21 protein-coding genes are annotated in these 24,885 nt (G+C 42.4%); 9 read left to right on the plus strand and 12 right to left on the minus strand.

Features of this window, described 5'->3' with window-relative positions; all coding sequences use genetic code 11:
- Window positions 1–142: 142 nt before the first annotated feature.
- Window positions 143–535 carry a 30S ribosomal protein S9 gene (gene rpsI, locus F607_RS0100370; RefSeq protein WP_027706446.1) on the minus strand — a complete coding sequence of 131 codons (393 nt, stop codon included), beginning with the start codon at window positions 533–535 and terminating at the stop codon, window positions 143–145.
- A 14-nt stretch (window positions 536–549) separates the two neighbouring features.
- A complete protein-coding gene (gene rplM, locus F607_RS0100375) occupies window positions 550–978 on the minus strand; it encodes a 50S ribosomal protein L13 (RefSeq protein WP_027706447.1) in 429 nt (142 codons plus the stop codon).
- A gap of 408 nt (window positions 979–1,386) precedes the next feature.
- Here rplM and F607_RS0100380 point away from each other — a divergent pair, with 408 nt between their 5' ends.
- On the plus strand, window positions 1,387–2,430 hold the full coding sequence (locus F607_RS0100380; RefSeq protein WP_027706448.1) for an NADP(H)-dependent aldo-keto reductase: 1,044 nt from the start codon (window positions 1,387–1,389) through the stop codon (window positions 2,428–2,430).
- Window positions 2,431–2,498: 68 nt separating this feature from the next.
- Here F607_RS0100380 and zapE read toward each other — a convergent pair whose 3' ends face one another.
- Complete coding sequence (gene zapE, locus F607_RS0100385) at window positions 2,499–3,599, minus strand: cell division protein ZapE (protein WP_027706449.1); 1,101 nt, start codon at window positions 3,597–3,599, stop codon at window positions 2,499–2,501.
- A gap of 294 nt (window positions 3,600–3,893) precedes the next feature.
- Between zapE and F607_RS0100390 the strand changes: the two genes are divergently transcribed.
- Window positions 3,894–4,373, plus strand: coding sequence for a Z-ring associated ZapG family protein (locus F607_RS0100390; RefSeq protein ID WP_027706450.1), 480 nt, complete (start codon window positions 3,894–3,896; stop codon window positions 4,371–4,373).
- On the opposite strand, the gene F607_RS27520 is transcribed toward F607_RS0100390, so the two are convergent.
- The 4 genes from F607_RS27520 to trxB form a co-directional block, all read right to left on the minus strand.
- Window positions 4,366–6,429, minus strand: a complete 2,064-nt coding sequence (locus F607_RS27520; RefSeq protein ID WP_084611040.1) for a flavohemoglobin expression-modulating QEGLA motif protein — start codon at window positions 6,427–6,429, stop codon at window positions 4,366–4,368. The genes F607_RS0100390 and F607_RS27520 overlap by 8 nt on opposite strands.
- On the minus strand, window positions 6,413–7,450 hold the full coding sequence (gene gshB / locus F607_RS0100400; protein WP_027706451.1) for a glutathione synthase: 1,038 nt from the start codon (window positions 7,448–7,450) through the stop codon (window positions 6,413–6,415). Before gshB ends, F607_RS27520 begins: the two co-directional genes overlap by 17 nt.
- 381 nt (window positions 7,451–7,831) lie before the next feature.
- On the minus strand, window positions 7,832–8,614 hold the full coding sequence (locus tag F607_RS0100405) for a GumC domain-containing protein (protein ID WP_027706452.1): 783 nt from the start codon (window positions 8,612–8,614) through the stop codon (window positions 7,832–7,834).
- A gap of 224 nt (window positions 8,615–8,838) precedes the next feature.
- Window positions 8,839–9,789, minus strand: coding sequence for a thioredoxin-disulfide reductase (gene trxB / locus F607_RS0100410; protein ID WP_027706453.1), 951 nt, complete (start codon window positions 9,787–9,789; stop codon window positions 8,839–8,841).
- Between the two features lie 576 nt (window positions 9,790–10,365).
- On the opposite strand from trxB, the gene cysZ reads away from it, so the two are divergent.
- Together cysZ and F607_RS0100420 are read left to right on the plus strand one after the other, a co-directional pair.
- A complete protein-coding gene (cysZ, locus tag F607_RS0100415) occupies window positions 10,366–11,112 on the plus strand; it encodes a sulfate transporter CysZ (protein WP_027706454.1) in 747 nt (248 codons plus the stop codon).
- Between the two features lie 78 nt (window positions 11,113–11,190).
- Window positions 11,191–12,369, plus strand: a complete 1,179-nt coding sequence (locus tag F607_RS0100420; RefSeq protein ID WP_027706455.1) for a glycosyltransferase — start codon at window positions 11,191–11,193, stop codon at window positions 12,367–12,369.
- Between the two features lie 7 nt (window positions 12,370–12,376).
- Here F607_RS0100420 and F607_RS0100425 read toward each other — a convergent pair whose 3' ends face one another.
- On the minus strand, window positions 12,377–12,979 hold the full coding sequence (locus F607_RS0100425; protein ID WP_027706456.1) for a Yip1 family protein: 603 nt from the start codon (window positions 12,977–12,979) through the stop codon (window positions 12,377–12,379).
- Window positions 12,980–13,251: 272 nt separating this feature from the next.
- On the opposite strand from F607_RS0100425, the gene F607_RS0100430 reads away from it, so the two are divergent.
- On the plus strand, window positions 13,252–13,791 hold the full coding sequence (locus tag F607_RS0100430) for a hypothetical protein (RefSeq protein ID WP_027706457.1): 540 nt from the start codon (window positions 13,252–13,254) through the stop codon (window positions 13,789–13,791).
- A gap of 89 nt (window positions 13,792–13,880) precedes the next feature.
- On the opposite strand, the gene F607_RS0100435 is transcribed toward F607_RS0100430, so the two are convergent.
- Window positions 13,881–16,376: an ABC transporter permease gene (locus tag F607_RS0100435; RefSeq protein WP_027706458.1), complete on the minus strand. Its 2,496-nt coding sequence runs from the start codon at window positions 16,374–16,376 to the stop codon at window positions 13,881–13,883.
- Window positions 16,373–17,053, minus strand: a complete 681-nt coding sequence (locus F607_RS0100440; RefSeq protein ID WP_027706459.1) for an ABC transporter ATP-binding protein — start codon at window positions 17,051–17,053, stop codon at window positions 16,373–16,375. Before F607_RS0100440 ends, F607_RS0100435 begins: the two co-directional genes overlap by 4 nt.
- Here F607_RS0100440 and F607_RS27525 point away from each other — a divergent pair.
- The 4 genes from F607_RS27525 (at window position 17,052) to F607_RS0100460 (ending at window position 22,901) form a co-directional block, all read left to right on the plus strand.
- Window positions 17,052–17,717, plus strand: a complete 666-nt coding sequence (locus F607_RS27525) for an arylesterase (RefSeq protein ID WP_084611041.1) — start codon at window positions 17,052–17,054, stop codon at window positions 17,715–17,717. The genes F607_RS0100440 and F607_RS27525 overlap by 2 nt on opposite strands.
- Window positions 17,718–18,289: 572 nt before the next feature.
- Window positions 18,290–19,480, plus strand: a complete 1,191-nt coding sequence (locus F607_RS0100450) for an acetate kinase (protein WP_027706460.1) — start codon at window positions 18,290–18,292, stop codon at window positions 19,478–19,480.
- Window positions 19,481–19,583: 103 nt separating this feature from the next.
- Complete coding sequence (pta, locus tag F607_RS27530; protein WP_038289376.1) at window positions 19,584–21,716, plus strand: phosphate acetyltransferase; 2,133 nt, start codon at window positions 19,584–19,586, stop codon at window positions 21,714–21,716.
- Window positions 21,717–21,980: 264 nt separating this feature from the next.
- Complete coding sequence (locus tag F607_RS0100460; RefSeq protein ID WP_027706461.1) at window positions 21,981–22,901, plus strand: acyltransferase; 921 nt, start codon at window positions 21,981–21,983, stop codon at window positions 22,899–22,901.
- 37 nt (window positions 22,902–22,938) lie between these two features.
- On the opposite strand, the gene F607_RS27535 is transcribed toward F607_RS0100460, so the two are convergent.
- Both F607_RS27535 and F607_RS0100470 read right to left on the minus strand, forming a co-directional pair.
- Complete coding sequence (locus tag F607_RS27535; RefSeq protein WP_051310600.1) at window positions 22,939–23,535, minus strand: OmpA family protein; 597 nt, start codon at window positions 23,533–23,535, stop codon at window positions 22,939–22,941.
- A 138-nt stretch (window positions 23,536–23,673) separates the two neighbouring features.
- Window positions 23,674–24,861 (minus strand): PleD family two-component system response regulator, encoded by a 1,188-nt coding sequence (locus F607_RS0100470; protein WP_027706462.1) that lies wholly within the window; start codon window positions 24,859–24,861, stop codon window positions 23,674–23,676.
- Window positions 24,862–24,885: the final 24 nt, after the last annotated feature.

Genomic DNA, 24,885 nt, shown 5'->3' on the forward strand with positions numbered 1-24,885 from the left:
AAGAAAATCCCTTCACCTAGCAACCTTAAGGGTATTTTGTAAGACTTAAGAAGTGAAAATGCTCAACGCTTAAGCAAAAAAATACCCGGTCAATGCCGGGTATTTTACAGCCACAATGAAGTGGGCAATGTAAATGCGTAAATTAACGCTTGGAGAACTGAGGACGCTTACGCGCTTTACGCAATCCAACTTTCTTACGCTCAACCTCACGCGCATCACGAGTAACATAACCCGCTTTACGCAATGAAGGACGGAGATTGTTATCGTAATCCATCAGGGCACGAGTAATACCATGACGAATTGCACCTGCTTGACCAGCAGCACCACCACCAGTCACAGTAATTTTTATATCAAACTTGTCAGTCAATTCGACCAGCTCTAAAGGCTGACGAACGACCATGCGAGCAGTTTCACGACCAAAGTACTGATCCAGCTCACGACCATTAACAATAATTGCACCAGAACCTGATTTCAGGAAGACACGAGCAGTCGAAGACTTACGACGACCTGTTCCATAGTATTGAGTAGCAGACATAGCCAGACCTTATCTTAAATTTCCAGAACCTGTGGTTGTTGCGCAGTATGGGGATGCTCAGTACCAGCATAGACTTTTAGCTTGCGATACATCGCACGACCCAGTACATTCTTAGGCAGCATGCCTTTTACTGCGGACTCAATTACACGTTCAGGTGCTTTATTGATCAGGCCCTCAAAGTTGATGCTACGCAATCCACCAGGGTAGCCAGTGTGGCTGTGATACATCTTATCTTTGCTCTTATTCCCGGTTACCCGGACTTTTTCAGCATTGATAACAACAATGTAATCACCAGTATCAACGTGAGGTGTATACTCTGGCTTATGCTTGCCGCGTAAACGACGAGCAAGTTCAGTAGCAAGACGACCTAGGGTCTTATCTGCTGCATCTACAATGTACCAGTCACGCTTTACTGTTTCTGGCTTAGCACTAAACGTTTTCATTAAACAATTGCCTCATTGACCGAATAAATTACCGGCAAAACCAAACACCCCTATCACCTTGGCTTGAGATGTAAAGTGATGTTTGCGTTTAAGGGGCATTAGACGTTGGGAAACGAATGCGCAATTATACGCATCAGGCTAAATTTTAAAAGTCCTAAGCGACCTGAAAGACACTTTGGCAACCGAAAACTGACAAAACTCTACAATATAACTCAGTCAGAATACTTCCAAAGCCATGCAAGAGAGCTATATACCTCACAAAACAAATGTCAGCGAGCTTTTGAGCATGCCAGGCTGATACGCTTACTAGCTTTTGTACAGATATCAAGTACGAGACTAAAAACATCATTCTACGCGCGAACAGGCTACAACAGGCTTTGCTATCCATTCTCAGCTAGGACTTATCTCATGGACTATAGACCATTAGCAAACACTTCGCTAAATGTGAGCCAGCTCTGTTTAGGTACAATGACCTGGGGGGAACAAAACAGTAAAGCTGATGCTTTTCAACAGCTTGACTATGCTACCAGCCACGGGGTTAATTTTATTGATACTGCAGAGCTCTACCCAGTCCCACCCAAAGCCAACACCTATGCCACTACAGAAAAAATTCTTGGCAAATGGCTAAACCTGCACGGGCATAGGAGCAACCTTATCATCGCAACTAAAGCTGCTGGACCCGGAGACTGGGTCAGTTATATCAATGAAACAGGACCAACTTTAAAACATACAGACATTATGCGTGCTGTAGAAGGCTCTTTAAAACGCTTAAACACTGATTATATCGACCTTTATCAAATACACTGGCCAGGGCGCAGCACAAATTTTTTTGGTCAACTAGGTTATCAGTTTGCTGAAGATAGCCCTGACATTGCATCCATTGAAGAAACGCTTTTTGCTCTAAACGCGTTAGTAAAGAGTGGTAAAGTACGATACATAGGTGTTTCCAATGAGACACCCTGGGGGGTTAGTCAATACCTACAACTTGCGGATAAGCATAACTGGCCCAAGATTGTCAGTATCCAAAACCCTTACAACTTACTTAACAGAACATACGAGGTTGGTCTGGCTGAGTTTGCCCAAAGAGAGTCAGTGGGTTTACTCGCCTATTCTCCCCTGGCATTTGGTGTGCTTTCAGGGAAATACCTTTATGGGGCTAAACCAGTGGGGGCACGTCTAACGCTATTTAGTCGCTTTAGTCGTTATAATAATCACTATGCCCATCAAGCAACCGAGGCTTATGTTCAACTGGCACAGCAGTATGGGCTTGATCCAGCTCAAATGGCATTAGCCTTTGTCAATAGCCAGCCATTCACAACTAGCACAATCATAGGTGCAACAACCATTGATCAATTAAAAACCAATATTGCCAGCAGGAAAATAACCTTACCTAATGAGATTCTGGATGGGATAGCACAAATCCACCAACAGTATTCAAACCCTGCCCCATAGGCTCAAAAATAAAAGGCTCAACTCACTTTACTCCCAAAAGACCAAGAGTGCTTGAGCCTTCTCAGCACCTAAGCCTGGTGTGGTCGCGCCAAATACTCATGTGACTGCATTTCTTGTAAGCGACTGACAGTGCGCTTAAATGGAAAGCTCAGATTCTGCCCTTGATAAAGCTCCGTAACAGCTACAGCAGCAGACATAATCACATTCACATTGCGATCATAAAACTCATCAATCAAATTGATAAAACGACGCGCTAGGTCATCATCTTTTGCGGTAAGCTGAGGAATTTCATCCAGTAATACTGTATGAAACTGCCGGCTGATCTCAATATAGTCATTTTGACTACGCGGTCCATCGCAGAGTTGAGCAAATGAAAACCAGACAATACCATCACACACCTTTTTAAAGGGGATATCCCGTCCCAAAATCTCAAGGGTGGCATCTTCAACAATATTACCCTCACCTAATACAGAAAGATTTTTAAAGTTTTCAGTTAACTGCTGTTTGGCTTGCTCATCCAGGGGGTAATGATAAATCTCTGCCTGCTCTAAAACTCTCAATCGGTAATCAATACCACTGTCGACATTAACCACTTCAGTATGTGTCTTTAATAATTCAATTGCCGGCAAAAAGCGCTGTCGCTGTAAACCATCTTTATATAAGTCATCAGGCACAATATTTGACGTCGCTACCAACGTTACACCTCTAGCAAAAAGCTGTTGCAGAAGCCCCGCCAAAATCATGGCATCCGTTATATCTGTGACAAAAAACTCGTCGAGACAAATAATACGAAAGTCTGCGGATAATTTTTGTGCCACTTGCTCTAGTGGATTTTTTTCGCCTAGAATGGCTTTTAATTCCTGATGGACGCGCATCATAAAGCGGTGAAAATGAGTACGCCATTTCTGCTGGGTTGTCAGGCTTTCAAAAAACGTATCGACGAGGTAAGTCTTGCCTCTGCCGACCCCTCCCCAGAAATAGAGACCTTTAATAGGTGCTTCTACTTTTTTTGTGCGAAAAAATAGCCAGGAACGTTTAGCTGGCTGGTTTGATGCCGATTGCAGTGTCTCATATAGACACTGAAGGTGTTTTACCGCCTGCTCTTGTGCTGCATCGTATAAGAAATCCTCTCGTTGTAAATCCCGCTGGTAACGCTCAATAGGGCTCATGGTAAATACTCTTAGCTTTTTATACTTCGAAGTAAATGGCACAGTCAGCTGTGCTCAAATACTGTCAGCGAATATTACGGAGGCTTGCGATCCCCCCCTCTTTATGTGTTTAATGTCGCTGCACGCTAGGAAACTTTAATGGCCACGCCTATAAATGGCAAATCAATGAAAATATGATGAAATCTAGGCTGGCCACAAAAACGTCACGAGCATTGAAACACAATCAACACTAAACCTGCACAAATCTTGCTTGAGTAATTTTTATTTCAGTACAAGTGAGAGGGGGGTAACAACATGGAACTGACAGAGAATCTTTGGCTTGCCTGCAGTATTAGCTTTGTCATCGGCTCAATCATCGGCGCATGGCTTTATCGAGCCTCAACGAGCGGTGTAGAGAGAAGCCAGTTAGAGGCAAAGCTGTCCGCCATGGAAAAGCAAATGCAAAAACACCAACAAAACCTTGATGAACACTTTAATCAAACAGCCCAGCTTTTTAACCGTGTCACCGATGCTTACAAAGACTTGCAGGTACATATGGCAAATAGTGCGGCGTCACTGAGTCAAGATCCATCAGCATCTCACCAACTCTCTGATGCTTTATTAGCAAGCCAGACTCTGTCACCAGAGCAACCACCTGAGAGTCGTGAAAAAAGTGATGACACCCTATTATCACCTCCCAAGGACTACGCCCCCAAATCAACTCCGGATGAAAAGGGGACTCTTTCTGAAGAGTTTGGCTTGCAACAGCCAATACAACCACAACCAGCTAAATAGCTTGTTTAATCTCACTGGTTGTTTTTGGCGTGATCACTATTGTTTGCTGTTTACTGACATCAAAAGGCTGAATGGACTGCAATAAGTAGTCCATTACAGGACCCGCTTCCACAGGGCTAGAAAGAAAAGCTGGTAACCACTCAGGTTTTTTAGCCATACCCCGCTCAATCATTTCATTAATAATCGGTAAAAAACGAAAGCCGGTTTTACCAATAAATAAGTTGCGAATAGGCTGTGTTTTATAGAGTTGTACTGCCTGGCATAGCCCTTGTAGATACAAATAATCCTTGGTAAAGCCACCACCACGGTGTACTCGGGTTGTTAAGCGAAATGCCTCATCTGGCTTCATATGGTGTTCTTCGGTTAAATACAGCCAGGTATGGCGAAAATCACGATAAAGTAGCATCTGTTCTACAGCGAGGACTCGTAATCCAAGCATTTTTAAGCGCTTTAAAGTCAAATTACCTGAATAGTGTTCACTTAAAATAGCCAAACCTTCCTGAGTTAGCGTGTTATCTGGCAACCCCAAAGCAAACACCTTTAATGGCTGTAAACCTGCGTTCAAGGTTGTCACCATATGAACACCCAACTCGTGATGAGCTAACGCCTGCAGTTCCGTGGCTGTCACCTTGGCATCTTTGCGAACCAATAACGCTCTCCGCCCACTACTCACCATGGCCGCCGCAACCAAACGAGAACTGGTTTCGACTTTACAGTTCAGCCCCCATTCGGTTGCTTTTTGCTGCAAAATCTCACGCATTTGCTCAGCATTGTAAGCCGGGCTTTCCTCCTGCTCTGCAATAGCAGGTGCGTAGAGTAAAAAGCGCGCATTATCAATATCCTGTTTACCTGGCTCACCATAGTAACGTAAAGAGTTATAAATAAACCGCTCAGTACCAATACTCACCAATAAGTCAACCTTCATAGAGATAGTATCAATAACCTCACGATACAATTGCTGAATCCCAGCATCTCGGATTTCATCAACGGGTAGACGATATAATTTTTCTCTTAGTAAATAAGGGTCCATTGCCAACTGGCGATAGGTAAACTCAGGCTGATACTTTGCTCTGTGCGAAAAAAACCGCTTCATTTCATGAGCGATATTTATAGGGTTAACATACTGTAGTGTGCTTACACCTTTTGCCAACTGATATAATGCTCGATCAACCCGCTTAATAGCGGGGTCAACTAAGCTGGCTAGCATATGCTTGCGCTTGGCCTGTTTTTTCTTTGTAAAGCGCCTCGCAAAAAATGCTGCTGTATCCACTACAGTATGCTTCATTCCTTCACTTAAACTCTGCAATACTAATGGATAAAGCTCACCACTCTTTTCATCCATGAACACTTTTTTAATTTCTGTTGGGATAACCAAGGTATTTTCAAAGCGGCTGTTTACATGAGCAATCATATAGCCTCGCCCATAAAATACTCGGTTAATTTCCACACTGGTCTTCAAGTTAGGTAGCTGCAAGGACTCCAGACAGTTTTGATAACGCTCTATGATTGGTGTCCAACGATCCATATCTACCTGCTCTAACCCTAAGTTAAATACAGGAGCATCATCAGGTTGTCGGCCTTTGTTATAGGAATGAATATCAAATACCAAACTAGCACCAAAACGCTGCTCTAGTGCAGCTATCAATGCATCAAGAATACGGTAAAACTGACGATGCTTTTCAGTACTTCGATGCCACTGATTATCGGTTAAAGGTGAGCGCCAAACTTTTAACCCCCAAGCTCGCTTATAAACACATTGAGCTAATGGACGGTTTAAGTCGTATTCATATCTGGAGTCACAGGCTACCAATGTTATTGGTAATGAACGGATCAATTCTCCGGTATATGGATCTTCCTCAAAATAGCGCTGGTCGGTATCTAACAGACAGCGATTAACTAACTCCGAGCGTAACTGGCTTCCATTATGAATAGCAGTACAAATAAAAGGGACATAATCTTCAACTTTAATCTGAAAAGAGCCATCTTCAATACTGCACTCAAAGAGTTCACCTGCTTTAATGGCTTTGACAATGTCAGCTTCAGTACGACTCTGCATCTTCAATCACCTTGCGAAACTCAGTTTTTCGCTGCGCTATCATTTCTTTAGCAGAAACTACATTTTCCACAAAATCGATCACTTTCTTCTGCAGTTTTGTCCTATTAAGGCGGTTAATACGTGTAATTCCACCAGGGCTTAATACATTTACCTCGATCAGCTTGCCATGAATGACATCAAGCCCCACAAAAAACAATCCATCTCGCACCAGTTTAGGCCCTATTGCCTGGCATAAAGCTTTTTCTTCTTTAGTCAATACATGTTTAACTTCCGTGCCACCCGCGTGAATATTTGAGCGCACATCATTTTCCGCAGGGCGGCGACGCATAGCACCTATAGGCTCACCATTCAACATAAGGATGCGCACATCTCCGTGCTCAGCCCCTGGAACATATTCTTGTAAAATGACATAGTTGCTTTTATCACCACTGCCAATATAAAAATCCAAAAGTGAGCGAAAGCTTTGTCGCGCTAGTTTTTCAATAACGATAACACCCTGTCCACCAAAACCATTTAGAGGTTTCAGGATCATTCGCTCGGCATCATTCTCCATCAACACTCGCTCTAAATACTCACGGCTTTTAGAAACATGTGTAACAGGAATATACTTTTGCGCTTCACCACTAAAAGAAGCGGTGTACAGTTTATTATTGGCAATACGCAAACCATCAATATCATTCATTATGAATGTATCGTCTCGAACTGAGTCCAAAAAGTTTAACGCTACGGTATCCAGAGGTGGATTTGCCCGCATAATAATGACATCAAAGCCTGCCAGCGGCAGTTTGGAACGCTTAAAGTCTGCCACTTTGTAAAAATTTGGGATATTAGCAGTCAGTTTCGTCGTTTTCTTAAATACATTACAAAACGCATGCGCTGTATTATCACGAATTGTTAGACTGTTAGGCGTTGTCAGGGCCACAGTATGTCCACGACTTACTGCTTCATGTATCAAGCGCAGAGTTGTATCTGTCTCAGGAGAAATTCGCTCCCAAGGATACATAAGAAAACAAACTTTCACTTAATTACGCTCCAAAGGCTGGACTGGAACAGATTAATCGATAGCTGCGCCACACTGCGGAAAAGATACAGGGAGTATCATCAGTAGGAAGAGTAAGTCAGCGCAACCTAAGCATCCTTTTATACTGAATTGACCAGAAAAACAATCTTTTTATCTTGCTTATCAACAAAGAAATATAGATCAATCCTAACTACTTGAAAGCCACTTTCGAAAACACCTTTGTCCAGGTTCTACTAGGCACCTACCTCAAAATACCACAAATGTTACTTTAAAAGTGATTAGGGGAAAGCAAAATACAGGCATTGCATTAACACATCCCTCTATTCACTTAATACTGTTTTTTTATAGGTAATTTCCCTACAGAGGAACAACTAAAAACGGCTAAGTAGCCAGCGATAAATTTAAACGCACCCTATTGACCAGCTCTACAATAAACGCACCAAACATTCCAAACATAATGGCCAGCAAGCAACCAATGGTAATCAAAAGCATTTTACTTATACCCTTTGGTTGCAAGCTTTGTGTTGCGGTCTCGATAATCACCCCTCCTTGCAATTCACTTAGCTGGTTTTCCAAAGTGGTAACCTTCATGAGTAACTCCATTGTTTTAGCCGGTGGTGCATGCCCATCCACTTGCTCCAACGTTTTCTTAGTAGACAACAGCTGTTGTTTAATACTTCTTGAAGCCTGTTCAACAATTTCAGTTTGTGCAGCATGAATTTTTTCAACAATAATTTTATGAAACTCACTCACTTTATCTTTACCAGCTAAACGGGCCTCACTGGATATCATAATTAAACCGGTATCTTTAAGCGCCTGGAAAGATACTTTAAAAGGTAAATCTTGAAGTTGATATCGCTGGGTAAACTCACGAGATACTTGTGGATAGTAAACTCTACTTGCTTTCTGAACGACAGCTTGAGGAGGCTCAATATAGTCACTCCAGCTACGTTTAGCTAATTGGTAAATACTGACAAAGGTATATGCATCAGGCTTAATTAAAGCCACCGCTACTGTTACAACAATAATTGTCGCAGTAATGCCACACAACCAACGCCAATGGTTCACCAACACCTTAATAATATCAACTAAAGAAATTTCATCATCTACTGACGCTAACGGCTGTAATGCATGACTGTTTTTGATAGGTACTTGATTATCCATAGCTCTCGCAGTCCTTGCGATGTTTAGTACAAAATGACGTATAGTACTCTTATTTAATTATCATTATTTTTAAAAGTAGCACATAAAGTCGGCTGCTTTAAAAATACAATAACTTTGTCAACAAATTACCATCCACATCATTTTTTATTGATCAAAAAAACACCCAAAACAAAAAAAAGCCGGCGTTGCCGGCTAAGTCGTTCACATGTAAACTATTTTATTTTTTACTGCTCATCTAAATAACGCTCTGCATCAAGTGCAGCCATACATCCAGTACCAGCAGAGGTGATTGCTTGGCGATAAACATAGTCCATCACATCTCCAGCGGCGTACACACCAGGTATACTTGCTGCTGTTGCATTGCCATTAAGCCCACTATTTACCTTAATATAGCCATCTTTCATTTCTAGCTGGTCAACAAACAAACTGGTGTTAGGTGTATGACCAATGGCAATAAAAACGCCGGTTACATTAATGTCAGTCGCCTCGCCTGATTTAACATTTTTAACACGAATACCTGTTACACCCTGATCATCGCCCAATACCTCTTGCAAGGTATTATCCAACACCAGCTTTATATTGCCGTTGTTAACCTTATCAAACAGCTTTTGCTGCAGTATTTTTTCAGCGCGAAACTCATCACGTCGATGAACCAGTGTTACTGATTTAGCAATATTTGATAGATAAAGTGCTTCCTCAACCGCTGTATTACCACCACCAATGACCGCAACATCTTGTTGTTTATAAAAAAAGCCATCACAAGTAGCACAAGCGGATACACCTTTTCCTTTGTAAGCCTCTTCACTGGGCAGACCTAAGTAACGTGCACTTGCCCCCGTTGCTACAATCAACGCATCACAAGTATAAACACCACTATCACCTTCTAATCGAAAAGGGCGCTGAGATAAATCTGCCTTATTGATATGGTCAAAGATAATCTCTGTATTAAAGCGCTCTGCATGTTCACGCATCCGCTCCATCAAAGCAGGACCTTGTAATCCTTCCACATCACCAGGCCAATTATCCACATCTGTTGTAGTAGTTAACTGTCCACCCATTTGCATGCCGGTAATCAATACAGGGTTAAGGTTAGCTCTAGCAGCGTAGACAGCTGCAGTGTATCCGGCAGGACCTGATCCTAATATCAACAAACGTGCATGCTTTGTATCGGCCATTACTTTTCTCCACTTAATTCTTTGCAAAGCCTTATGTAATTCACTGCATTAGCGAGATGCGATTATGCTTGCTACTTTCTGAGATACAGCCTTATACAGGCGATTATTCAGTCGACGAGTGAGTCTATTTCAAAAAGCGGTAATTTTAACAGTTTCAAAGACTCTTTCGCCCTCTCTTTAGAAAAAAATAACATCCATAACGAGAGATACACAGTCGACAAAGCTTTTCATGTCGCTATGATACGTTAACTAGACAACCACTGAGTAGTTGATAAAAACAATCAGGCTAATATAAAAAAACTATCAAACATCAAAACACACTGTTTAGCATGTAACACTATGACAAAATAACCTCGATGTTAGATGAACTTGATACGCATACTATACCTAAAACGAAGGCTTTTTAGGGGCGGCCGTCAAGCGATGAAGCCTCCAGTAGCTTATATTAATAAGTGACTGGGGTGAAAAGCGCCGACAACAAACCCTAAAAATGATTCGTGAAGGGTATATGCTCCACGATATACTACGCAATGACTGTAAAGATTAATCAAAAACCCTTCAGACGCTATGGCTACTATGCAGCAATCCAATCAATCAACGCACTATTTTTTTGCCGGTTTAAAACTAATTTTTCAGCCGGGGATGCGCCGCTTTGTATTTATCCCGCTTACTCTTAATATCATCCTTTTTTCCGTGATGATTTATTACTCTATTGGCTTTATTGATTCACAAATCAGCAACTTCATAGCTTGGCTACCCGAATTCTTAAGTTTTCTTAGTTGGCTTATATGGCCTATAGCCTTAATCCTAATGTGTTTGCTGGTATTTTTTTCATTTTCGTTGATAGCTAATTTTATTGCAGCTCCGTTTAACGGCTTTTTATCAGAAGCGGTGGAGAAACATACTCGCCAACAACAAGGCCTACCAGTATCAGAAACCCCTCTAGACTGGAAAGAGCTGTCTTTGTTGATTCCTAGAACATTAAGCCGCGAGCTGCGAAAGCTAGGCTACATTGTCCCTCGCTGGCTATTATTAGTAATACTGACGTTTATTCCTGTCATTAACTTTATTGCGCCTATTGTCTGGTTGATATGGGGTGCCTGGATGATGGCGGTTCAATATGCCGATTTTCCTGCCGATAATAACAAAGTGCCATTTCCTGCACTTTTGAACAAACTAAAACAACGTAAAAGTATGACTTATAGCTTTGGCGGGCTTGTCTATTTAATGACGCTTATCCCCTTTGTCAACTTACTCGTTATTCCTGCAGCCGTTGCCGGAGGAACAATTCTTTGGGTCAATGAAAAGCTCTACGAGCAATAATATTAACATCATATTTTTTTCACACCTTCGTCATGGTGAAGATGCATAGTCTCTGGTAATTTGACTAGCAGCTTCCCTATGACCCACAAGCCAACCACCATTGCCATTGTCGCTAATACGCCTGTTCTATTTAATCAGGCACATAATACGATGCTGCGCCACTTGATTGATGGCATGCTCCATCATGGGTTACAAGTACAACTAATATGCCCACACACTCAAGAAGAAGACCATCGATATCATCCTGGATTAATCTGTGTAACACCTTCACACATGATGGCATCCAGCAAAAAAAAACTATCACTTTCCCCTATTGCATGGCTTGCTGACTATTGGTCACAAAACCCACCAGACGCCGTATATATTTCCTCACCCAGCTTTATGGGCTGGCAGGTAACACGATTAGCTTCTCGGCTAGCCATCCAAACAGTGACAGGTTTTTTTGATTTGACAATAACCTCTCACTTTAATTGTGTAAAACATATTGCAAATCATTTGGTTTTGCCTTGGTTTAACGGCAAGAGCAAATATTCACTGGTTAACTCAATCCATCATGCTCGACAATTTCAATCATTACGCCTGAAGCGTTTAGCCATTCTTAGTCACGGAGTTGACAGCAAACGTTTTGCCCCCTGCTACCGTAGTACTGAACTTCGACAACAGTGGCAAGCAGGCCGTCATGATCTAGTTTTTTTATATACAGGTCCATTGGATCAAGCTCATAATGCTGAACTTGCTCTACGCACATTTCGCATTATCAAAGATCACTTTCCTAACAAACAGCATAAAATGGTATGTATTGGCAGTGGCAAACAAGCCGAGCATTTAAAGCACCGTTTTCCTGGCATCACCTATATAAGCCATGTTCCTGCCAGCCAACTGCCAAAAATATATGCGTCTGCCGACATATTACTACAGCCCAATAAACAAGGGTTACTGGGCAATACTGTTATAGAGGCAATGGCAAGTGGTGTTGTTGTCGTTGGATTTAAACGAGGCGCAGTGGCTCAGCATGTACAAAACCATGTATCAGGCCTGTCAATTTCTTTAAATGGCGGCTGGGTTGATGAAGAAACCTTTATTGATCGGGTATTAGCCCTATGTGACCGACCGGATAAAATCGCCTCTATTAAACGTAATGCCCGCTATACGGCATTACGTCAGGATTGGCAGTATGTGACACAGCAGTTCATCCATTTGCTGCTCTCACCTGCACCTTATACTTCCAAAACACAAATACAGCCATCGCCGCTGTAAGAATGCGTTAAAAGCTGTAGACAGGACCAATGCCAATTCCCCAAAAAATAGCAGTAACTACTTTCATTGATACCAACAAGACAAGGCCCACACACACCACTGATGTAGAAAACAAGAAGCCTCGCTCTGGCGGTATTTCCATCACCCTGGGAATACCTATGTATAATAAATATGCAGTATACCCAATGGCGATAATTATCGCGGTCATTGTAATTGGAATCGAAGGATAAATACCGACAATACCCACTAAATAAAGTGGTGTACCAACATAAGCTGTAAAAATAATACACTTTATTAAGCTAGGATCAGTACCATAGGTTTTTGCCATCCAGTGAATAAAGGCCCCCATAATAAAAACCGCAACAATAATCGCTAGATAAGACATTAAAGACATCAACAAAGCGCTACCCGCTGTTAATTTAGCAGAGTCCAACTCACCAATAGACCAACCTGTCCAGGTTGCGCCAACATACGAGCTAATCGCTGGTACAGCAGCCAAAATTAACACATGAGACAAATAGCGGTGTTTGTTTACCAGTGTTTCCTTGCGAATATCCACCCATTCTTCACGGGGATGTGTGAATAAACCCCAAACATGATTAAGTACCATCGCAAATCTCTCCCTTACATTTGCTTAATCTATAGCACTAAAGGTGTAACTTTAGCTTTTCAAGTTATACAAGATGCTATGCCTTTAGCACCTTGTGATAAAACACAATTCACTACCACCTAAACATATAACCTAATAATAAATAACGTTTTATCAAAGTTTTCTATAGCAAACCGAAACTTACGAATTTTTCTTAATGCTAATTTTGTATTAAAAAACCATGAAAACTTATACAAATATCAACTATTGTAAAAGGTATAAGGAGGTGCGCTATGAGACAGCTTCATATCCTTACCAACAACATTAAAACCGTCAATCAACTTACCCAACAACTTTACAAGTCAGGAGTAAAAGAGAATAACATCCATGTTGTCCATAAAGATCACTCCCTTATCCAGTTTCACGGACTTAATGACAGTAGTTTTTGGCAAGAGCTGGATATTATTCACTGTGGCCAACGCGGCCTACTGATAGGCTTGCTAGTAGGACTCACTGCAGGTAATGGGCTGCTATTGTTTTTCCCTGAAGCCAGTGAGCATCTAGCCCTAATCATCTTTGTTATCGGGCTTTTAACCGCATTTTCCACTTGGGTTGGAGGTATGATAGGCGCTGCACATGACAATTATCGAATAGCGCCTTACCACCACCATTTGAAAAAAGGGAGCTTTTTACTGCTAGTTGATATTGAGCCTAACCAATTAGTAACTGTTAAACAAATAGTGCAACAACAGCATAATGCTCAATATGTAGGTTCTACCTCTACTATCAGCAACCCTTTTAATGGTGGCGAACTAGTCCGTCATGACTTTTAAAAGGGCTTTTACTTACAAAAAGACACTAATGACCAATATATGGCCTAAGGCCCTTATAGAACATGTTCTACTTTGACAGTTAAAAAGCCTTACGGGCTATTTGTCAACAGCTTCATTGGTGAGGCTATAGTCACTTGACGTGTGGTTAGCCAACCTATAGCACCAATTAAGCATGTACCACTAATAGGTAATACAAACCAATACAACAGATGAAAGCTAAAATCTAAATTAAAGACTTGCTCGTATAAAAACCAAGTAGTTAATTCAAGTCCAACTACCGCCAAAGTACCAGCCAATGCACCTAGCAAGGCAAATTCTGTAATAATTGTGCGTCGAATACGGGCTGTCTCTGCGCCTAATGCTCGAAGAATAACCGCTTCTTGAAGCCGTTCATCACGACTTGACGCAATCGCAGCGGCTAACACCGCCAGCGCAGCCGCCAACACAAACCCCAGTACACACTCAATGGCTAGCGTTACTTGCGTTAAAATCTGCCGAACCTGTCGTATGACTAAATCAATATCCAATAGCGTCACACTAGGAAATTGCTTAATCAAGTCAATAATAAAGTGCTCTTGCCCGGGTGGCAGATAAAAACTCAATAAATTAGTTGCAGCATATTCATCCAATACTTTTTTAGGAAAAATAAAATAAAAGTTCGGCTTAAATGATTCCCAGTTAACTTCACGAATGCTGGTCACTTTTACCGTGAATGTCTGCCCTGTGATATTAAACAGCAATTGATCACCAAGCTTTATGCCTAATTTTTTAGCCAGCTGCGACTCAATGGAAACTTCTTCTGAACTTACCTCCTTCGTCCACCACTGTCCTGCAACTAGTTTATTATCTGCCGGTAACTCATCTGACCATGTAAAATTAAGTTCACGTCGAAGGGCGTTATTATCTTGTGCTTCTTTCGTCACAGCTTGTTTGATAGGCACTTGATTAAGTTCTTGCAATCTTCCCCGGATAATGGGGTAAACAGCTGAGCGACTGACGTTCCCCTGAGTTAATTGCTGTAATAGCTCAGGGACCTGATCAGACATTATATTCATTGCAAAGTAGTTTGGTGTTTCAACAGGAAGTTGCTTCTGCCAATCGCTCAACAAATCAGTTCGTAACAAGAATATGAGCGCCATTACCATCAGAGTTAAACCCAACGCAAGCACTTGCCCCACTACAAACCTCAGATGTCGTAACAAACGACGGCTGGCAAAGCGTAATAACAGTGGTAATTTTTCACGTTGCAAACGCTTGAGCAGAAGCCTGATCAACGCCAGTAATACCATGCTCAGTACTAATCCAGAACCTAACATAGCTACTAAAATGACTATGGCCAAAACCCAGTCCAGAGTGATCCACCACATCAAAAGGCCTAATGTGAGTACTGCAACGCCATACCACAACTGACTTCGAATTGACGGTGGCAATAAATCTCTTCGTAGCACACGCAAGGGAGGAACCTGCTTTAGCTGCAATAAGCTGGGTAACGCAAAACCTAGCATAACGCCTAAACCAGCAAGCAAACCAATACCCCATGGCTGCCAGCCTACAGGGGGAAGTGATGGAGGCAGCAATTCCCCTAAAATTAAAATAACGCCATGATGTATTGCTAACCCTAAAATTGAGCCAATAAGCCAAGTCCCACAGACCAAGCACACCAGTTGTAGCATATGTAACTGCAACACAGCAGCCTGGGTGTACCCTACAGCGCGCATAATCGCAACCGCATCATAGTGTCGCTGTGCATAACGTTGCACACCAACCGCAATGGAAACCCCCGCAAGCGCTAATGCAATCAGGCCAGCCAGCCTTAAATATCGCTCTGCTCGTTCTAAAGCATTACTTAATGCTGGTCGATTGGCCTTAACATCCAACAAGCGCTGACTGGGCTGTAATTTGGATGTAAGTCGTGTTTTTAGTTGCTCAATAGACTCTGGTAAGCCACTAAACAAATAAAAGTAAGCTACTCGACTCCCTGGTTGAATGACTTTCGTTGCAGTCAGCGACTTGAGATTAAGCAAGACTCGAGGAGACAATGTATAAAAGTCACCACTTCTATCTGACTCATAAGTGAGTACCTGGGTCACTTTAAAGTTTGCATCTCCTATCGTTAACCTCTCTCCAAGCTTAATATTGAGCAAACCAAACAGCCGTGGCTCAAGCCATACCTCTCCTTCTGCAGGGACTGCCTGAGTTTTTTGACCAGACCCATAAACCTGCTGTCCAATCCTTAACTCACCGCGCAGAGGATACCCCTCACTCACAGCTTTTATAGCCGCCAGCTGAAAATTGTTATTGGCAACGACCACACTTGGAAAAGTGACTGTCTCAGCTTGCTTTAGGGGCAAACTCTTCGCCTCAGCCAATAGTGAATCTTGCGCAGGATAAGAACTGCGTAACACCAAGTCAGCCCCAAGCAACTCAGTGGCCTGGCGACTCATGACTTTTTCCAAGCGCTCCGTAATGCTGTTTATGGCAACTACTGTGGCAATAGCCACTAATAATGCGGCAATAATGACATTAAGCTCACCTGAACGAATATCACGCATTAACAGACGTATACTTAGCAGTACTCGTTTCATGATGCAGCTACCAACTGTCCAGCATCTATGTGAAGTTGTCTTTGACAAGCACTGGCTAGCTGCATGTCATGGGTTACCAAAATAAGTGTCGTATTTTCCTCTTCATTCAGCTGAAACAATAATTCAATAATACGCTCACCCGTATGCGTATCTAAGTTCCCGGTTGGCTCATCCGCAAATAAAATAGGAGGACGATTGACGAAGGCTCGGGCAATAGCAACGCGCTGCTGCTCACCGCCAGAAAGCTGCTTGGGATAGTGCTGCAAACGGTGGTCTAACCCTACACGCACCATAAGAGATTTAGCTTCCGTTTCAGGGGCAGGATGTCCAGCAAGCTCCAAAGGCAACATAACATTTTCCAGTGCTGTCAGCGCAGGAATTAAGTGAAATGACTGAAAGACAAAACCTACCTTTTCACCACGAAGCTTGGCTCGCTCATCTTCACCAAGAGAGCTAATGACTTCACCATTCAACATGACGTCGCCCTGGCTGGGTGTATCCAGACCAGCTAATAAACCTAACAAGGTCGACTTGCCAGAACCTGAGGCGCCAACAACAGCGACAGATTCCCCCTGCTTGATCTCAAAGCTAATACCCTCCAATATAGTGAGGACTCCATCGGGGGTTGTAACATGCTTACCGATATTTTTCGCCGCTACAGCACTGGGTATCGACATGGAATTCCTTCTTTCGTATTGGCAACAGACAGTTCGAGTTATTCTGATGACTTTGACACTCAGCTTAACGCAAAATGTATTCGCTAAAACCCTTTTAGTCGTAGGTGATAGCCTGAGTGCTGGTTATGGTTTAGATCCAGCCGCTGGCTGGGTCAACCAACTGGCAGAACGACTTAAAGCTCACGATATTCCTTTATCAGTAGCTAATATAAGCATTAGCGGAGAAACATCCGCTGGCGCATTACGCCGCCTACCCTCTGCACTTGCTAAATATACGCCAACTATCGTACTGATTGAACTCGGAGCTAATGATGGCCTACAAGGGCTTCCTTTAAAGCTTCTTAAGCAAAACCTTCGACAAATGATTCTGCTCTGTAAACAGCAAGGTGCCTTACCAGTACTCTTCACGATGCATATCCCACCCAACTACGGCAAGCCCTATACATCAGCATTTAGCCAACTTTTTTCCACCCTCAGCCAAGAACAAAACATTCCATTAATGCCTTTCTTTCTAGAAGGTGTTGCAGGAAATCCAGAGTTTATCCAGGCTGATGGTTTGCACCCCAACCAGGCAGCTCAGCCTATTATTTTGAAAAATGTATGGACTGTACTGGCCCCAATGATTAAACAACAGTTAACGATTGAAGAGAGCGCCACTCAATAATGAAATACCTACAGCCTGTTTTATAAACAGCTGAATGGCAAACGTATTCAGCTATCACTTTCCTCTTTAATTTAAGAGAGTATTTAAGTGCAACCTGTTCAAGGTTTACCAGAACAGAAAACTTACGAAAAGTGTGTTTAATTGTAGTAATTTTAACAAGTTTACATAACTGAAAAGTTTATAAAGCAAGTGAATCATTTTCCAAAACATACTGCTAATTCAATCTGTTCAACAACCTCCCACTCAGATCAATTAATACGTGTTTTTCCGTAGCTTTACGTATACCCGATATTGTTTTTCCGGTTACACTTCCCTGCATAATCGCTACAAGTCCATAATCATCCGTCATCAACCCTCATTCAGCACTATACTGACTTGGGGTAAATTGATCCGGGCGATCAAACAATAGCGTCTCACATCACGCTTTTATAGGTAAGCACACCAGTAAGCTTCCAGACTTGTGTGAATGATTGTCTCCAGCAGCCCTCAGCCTCTGACACCCGCAGACATAGGTGACCTAGTCAGTGTGTAAGGCCTGTCAAACTCTAGCTTTAGCAGTTGTGAAGGTAACTATGAGTAAGCAAAATATTCTTGTCATCAATTCAGGCAGTTCCTCAATCAAGTTTGCAGTCATCAACCCCCAAAATGAACATGAATATGTCAGTGGTTTAGCTGAGCGTTTAAGCCAGCCTGAAGCACGTATCATTTGGAAGCAAGATGGTGAAAAAACCATTTACGACATGCCTAATGCAGATCACGATATTGTCTGCCAGAAAATTCTCCACTTACTGGAAGAGCAACAACTGACAGAAACCCTTGCCGCTATTGGCCACCGTGTTGTACATGGCGGTGAGCACTTCAAAGCTTCTACCCTCATCAATGATGATGTAGTACAAGCCATTGAAGACTGTAAAGGGCTTGCACCTCTTCACAACCCAGCACATTTACTGGGCATTCGAATTACTCAAAAGTATTTTCCAAACTTGCCTCAAGCTGCTGTATTCGACACTTCGTTCCACCAAACTATGCCTCCTCAGGCTTACCTCTATGCTATTCCTCATTCTCTCTATCGCGACCATCATGTCCGCCGTTATGGTTTCCATGGTACCAGCTACCGCTTTGTCACAGGGGAGGCCTGCCAGCGCCTTAATATTCCTGTAAATGAAAGCAATATTTTATGTGCTCATTTAGGTAATGGTTGCAGTGCTGCTGCCATATATCATGGCCAATCAGTAGATACGACGATGGGCCTAACGCCATTAGAAGGGCTGGTCATGGGCACCCGCTGTGGAAATATTGATGCCAATATTTTCAACTTCCTTCATCAACAGCTTGGCTATGATATTGACCGTATTACCACATTACTTAACAAAGAAAGTGGATTACTTGGTCTCTCTGAACTCAGTAATGATTGTCGTACACTTGAAGAAGCTATGGAGCAGGGTCACGAACAGGCAACACTGGCAATAGATGTATTCAGCTATGTGCTGGCTAAATCCTTGAGTGGCCTTGCCAGCTCACTGGACCATATTGATGCCCTAATCTTTACAGGTGGTATTGGTGAAAACTCTCGCGTAATACGTGCTAAGGTTTTACAACAACTGCGTATTTTTGGCTTTCAACTTGATGCTGATGCCAATGCAAACAACGGTAAAAATAACAAAGGCATTATTACCACTGCAGATAGCCCTGTTGCCTTGGTCATCAATACCAATGAAGAACTCATGATTGCTCGTGACGCAGCTCAACTTGCAGGCTGTTAATTTGAAGATATAGCCGCAGCAAGCTCATATTTGTCATAGCTTTTGTTTGCTATGTTCACAGTTTGCTGGGGGTATATACAGTTGCTGTAGAAGGATTAACTGTATGCATACTTTTTTTCTTGCACCCACAAGTGCTGGAGTCGGACTCACATCCGTATCTATGGGGCTGGTCCGTGCCTTTGATAACGTCGGCCTGCGGGTTCATTTTTTTAAGCCTATTGGGCAGCTTCACATCTCAGATCGAGGCCCAGAACGTTCAACTCATGTCATTCAGCAACACATGGGGCTAAATCCACCCACTCCGATTTCACTGAGTGAAGTGGAAGATTTGCTGGGTGATAATCAAAAAGATAAGTTACTGGACCGTATCATTGAGCTGTTTGATCAAAGCGCTAAAGATGCTGATGTGGTTGTCATTGAAGGCTTAGTTCCCACTCGAAGTGCTCCTTATGTCACTCACTTAAACCGTGAAATTGCAAAAGCAATTGGTTCAGAAGTTATTTTGGTTGCTTCATGCAATGAAAGCACACTGGAAGAAACAGCAAACCGCTTAGAAATTGCGGCTGAAAATTTTGGTGGTATTGGTAACAACAAGCTACTGGGTTACATTCTTAACAAGGTTCCAAACGCCGACTATAAGAAAATTTGCCCTGGTAAGCCCATAGAGCTACGAAAACTTGCCGCCTTTAACCGCAAAGAGTTTGCCCCTATTGGTGCAGTTCCTTGGGATGAGGCGTTGTCTTCTCCGCGCACCAAAGATATTGCTGAATTACTGGATACCAAGATTATCTACGAAGGGGACATCACCTCTCGAAGAGTCACTTCTAAAGTGCTATGTGCACGAACTGCGGCCAATATGAGCCACCACCTCAAGCCTGGTAAGTTGATCATTACCCCTGGTGACCGTGATGATGTGATTCTTGCTTCCAGTATGGCAGCATCGAATGGTGTCCCTTTGGCAGGCTTAATGCTGACCAATGGTATCGAGCCCGATCCTCGTATTTTTGAACTGTGTAAAAAAGCTATTCATGAGAGTGGCTTACCTGTGTTGCTTACAGGCTTAGACTCTTTCAACACAGCTGCAGCACTGACTCAAATGAATACTGAGGTACCTCTTGACGATTATGACCGTATGGAACAGGTCATGAACTTTGTGGCTGATCACCTCAATGCTGAGTGGTTAAAAGAACGCTGTGGTACAGCTATTGAAACTCGGATGTCTCCTGCAGCATTTCGTTATCAGCTCACCAAGCGCGCTAACGAAGCGAAGAAAAGAGTCGTTCTGCCAGAAGGTAATGAACCCAGAACAATTCAAGCTGCTGCAATTTGTCATGACCGAGGCATTGCCCAGTGTATCCTTTTGGGTAACCGGGAAGAAATCTATCAAGTTGCTGCAAACCACGGTGTTGAGTTACCTGAGACAGTCATTATTATGGACCCTGAGGCCGTTCGTGGACGCTATATCCAGCCAATGGTTGAACTGCGGAAGCACAAGGGCCTGAATGCTCCTATGGCTGAAGCACAACTGGAAGATAACGTGGTATTAGGCACCATGATGCTGGCTATGGATGAAGTCGATGGATTGGTATCCGGTGCTGTGCATACCACTGCGAACACCATTCGCCCTGCTTTCCAGCTGGTTAAAACCAAACCCGATGCCAAGCTAGTCTCTTCAGTTTTCTTTATGCTGCTACCTGATCAGGTACTGGTCTATGGTGACTGTGCAGTAAATCCTGAGCCTACAGCAGAAGACCTGGCTGATATCGCTATTCAAAGTGCTGAGTCAGCGAAAGTCTTTGGTATTGAGCCAAGGGTTGCCATGATCAGCTACAGTACAGGTTCTTCAGGCTCTGGCAGTGAAGTAGAGAAAGTAAGAAAAGCCACAGAGATTGCACGTAGCAAGCGCCCTCACCTTTTGATTGATGGCCCCTTGCAGTACGATGCTGCTGCTATCGAAAGCGTTGCTAATAAAAAAGCTCCTGATAGCCCTGTGGCAGGTAAAGCAACCGTCTTTATTTTCCCTGATCTTAATACTGGAAATACCACCTATAAAGCTGTGCAACGTAGTGCAGATGTAATCAGTGTAGGTCCTATGCTGCAGGGGTTAAACAAACCTGTAAACGACCTATCCCGTGGTGCTCTGGTTGATGATATCGTCTTTACAATTGCTTTGACCGCAATCCAGGCGGAACAAGTACAGCGCGAAGCTGCTGCAAGAAAAGCAGAAAGTAATTAACCCAAACAGCGTATGCCTTGTTCAAGGTATACGCTCCTCTTTCTTTAGTTCTACCTTAATTGCCATCTTATTTAAACAAGATGAAATCCTTTCCTAAACCTGTCAAACTCCGCGTTACTCATCGTACTCATATTGCACTTTTATTAAAATCCATCGTAAGCTGCTGCTTTTAGTGATAATACTCTCTTATTGCTTTGGATAGAGCACATAATAAACACTAAAAACCAGCTACCAAGGAAATCATAAAAAAAGAGACGAAAACACATGCTGTATTTTTTACCATCAACAGTTCGTGGATGCGTTGCAGGATTACTGCTGGTGCTTAATACGCTGACTTTGTGTTGGCCATTATTTATTATCACTTTTTTAAAGCTGATTATTCCTATTCAAGGGTGGCGGGCATGGTGCGCTAAAGTCTCTATTCGTATTGCTGAATTATGGATGACCATTAATAGCGGCTGGATTCACCTTACCCAAAAGCCAAAGTGGCATATTGAGGGTCTTGAGCAGCTCCAGAAAGAGGGCTGGTATTTAGTTACAAGTAACCATCAGTCTTGGGCTGATATTACAATTTTGCAGCATATACTCAACCGTCGTATTCCTATGCTTAAGTTTTTTCTCAAGCAAGAATTGATATGGGTACCTTTTATTGGGTTATGCTGGTGGGCTTTAGATTTTCCATTTATGAAGCGCTATAGCAGAGACTACCTTGAAAAATACCCAGAAAAAAAAGGTCAAGATTTAGAAACAACAAGAAAAGCCTGCGAGAAATTCCGAAACACACCCGTTGCCATTTTTAATTTTTTAGAAGGAACCCGCTTTACACCACATAAACACCGGGACCAACAGTCACCTTATCAGTTTCTACTGAAGCCCAAGGCAGGAGGTATTGGCTTTGTATTAGGCGCCATGGGTGATCAGCTAAAGAGTATGCTGAATATTACGATTTATTACCCTGCTCAGTACCGCTCTTATTGGGACTTTTTATGTGGAAAATTTCGTAATGTGGTTATTAAAATTGAGCAAACAGAAATCCCTAACGAATTTAAAAACAAAGATTATCTCAATGACCCTGTGTTTCGTGAGCAATTCCAGTTTTGGGTAAGTGATCTTTGGCAAAAAAAGGATAAATTGCTAGCGGATATGCATCAGCAATATACTCAAAGATCACACAATAACCCCTAAAAAAATATAGCTGCTTTAACGGCAGCTATATCACCATTTAATGTTTCGGGGGTTTGATATTAATTTCAACTCGACGATTCATCATACGGCCAGATGAAGTATCATTACTGGCTATTGGACTATCAGGTCCCATACCATAAAAAGTGACACGAGAAGCAGCAATACCTCTTTGTGTCAGATGATAAGCTACCTCTCTTGCTCGCTCTCGGGATAATCGCTGATTAAATTGATAGTCACCTGTATTGTCAGTATGTCCAATAATTTCAACCGTATTCTGATCAAACTCCGCTAAAACGTCTGCTAATGCATTAAGTACTTTGCTAAAGTCCTGGCGGATATGTGTAGCATTGATAGCAAAACTCGCCTCCTCAGGCATTATCAATACTAAATGATCTAAATCGCGAGAAACACTTACTTTTGTTTTTTCTAATGCTTGACGCAAAGACTCTTCTTGCCGATCAATATAAAAATTATCTTTAGCAGAATAGTTTTTGTTCGCATCAACTTTTGCCGTTTGCTTAGCGAATGGCTCCTTAAACCAGTCGCCATCAACTAACTTTTGGCATCCCACAACACCCCCACCCAATAAAGCAATGATCAGCCCGACTCGCGCATATTCCTGTAACTGCCTCATTATTTCCCCCACCTAATTTGGCTTTTTATAGTATGCTCCTTCATTTACTATGTTTACTATGAAACACAGCGTTAAAGGCTAGTGCTTCATTTTTACCTCTCGTATCGTTGGCTTGAAAATTAGCCTCCCAACAGTGAATCAAATAGTGTTAACCGACTCTAGCTCATTATCGATAATATCTTTCAGCAAGCTAGCTCTGCTTTCACTCTCTTGTCCATTAATAACAGCGTTTAACTTGTAAACTAAACGTTCAAACTCATTTTCGATATAAATACTTTGCAGGAAAACACTTTGTAGTTGTTTATTTGTCTCAGCCCATACTTGGTCTATTGTTTCCGAGGACGCAGGATATGATTTACCATGCACAACATCACCCAGTTGCAACGATAAATTATCAAATAAATCAGCAACCTCTCTAAGGGAGGCTTGATAGCCATCTTCTACTTTTTGTATAAAACGCTGCACCCTAGCAATAAAAATATTGATAAAAGCACGCTCAGCTTGCAATGCCATACTCATATCCAGCTGTTGGATTTTCTGTTCGACAATAGCAACATGAACACTTAACCATTGCCTGAATGCATCAACCTCTTTCCCAGAAAAGTCCGGTGCTTTTTTTAATAAGAGCGATACTCGCTCAGTATTGAATACACAACGTCGACCAAATACATGCCAGGCACCCTGTTTACATAACTTATCCAACAAGTGTGTTTCAAAGGCTTTCGTCATACCATGTGCTTCCATGGTTTTTTTGCCAAACTGAGCCCGCAACTGAACACTTGCGGCAATATCGAAGCTTTCCAGCTGAGTAAGCAAACATTGCCCTAACTGATCGAGATTTTCACTGCTGAAACAGTCCTGAACAAAGTCATAAGACACACCCTGAGGTAAATTATCGATACTTGTCAACTGCTGTCTTAGGGAAAGTTTTAGGCGCTTTTTCAGCTGCTGATTAGCAATGGTGTGGTAGATTTCTTTAGTCAGCCTAGCATGTAATTCATTATCCCCCATAGCAACATGAATAACATCATTACACCCCATCTCATAAGCATGCATACGAAACTCAAGGTCTTTTTCGTAAGCCACCAGCACAATAGAGGTCCCTTCAGTCAGGCCATTCTCATATAAATGCTGACACATCGACAATGCTGTAGTCATCGACTCAATGGGGAAAATAACAATTAACTTTACTGACTCACTACTCGCCGCATGTTGCATTTCATCCACAGAGTTGAGCTTAAGCACATGAAAAAAACGCTCAACTCTTCCAACCCATGCTGTTGCAGGTGACTCATCAAAAACAGCTACTTTATACTCTAATTGCATAGCACACTCCTTGTGCTACTGAGC

Source organism: Zooshikella ganghwensis DSM 15267, assembly GCF_000428585.1.
Classification (GTDB): Bacteria; Pseudomonadota; Gammaproteobacteria; order Pseudomonadales; family Zooshikellaceae; genus Zooshikella; species Zooshikella ganghwensis.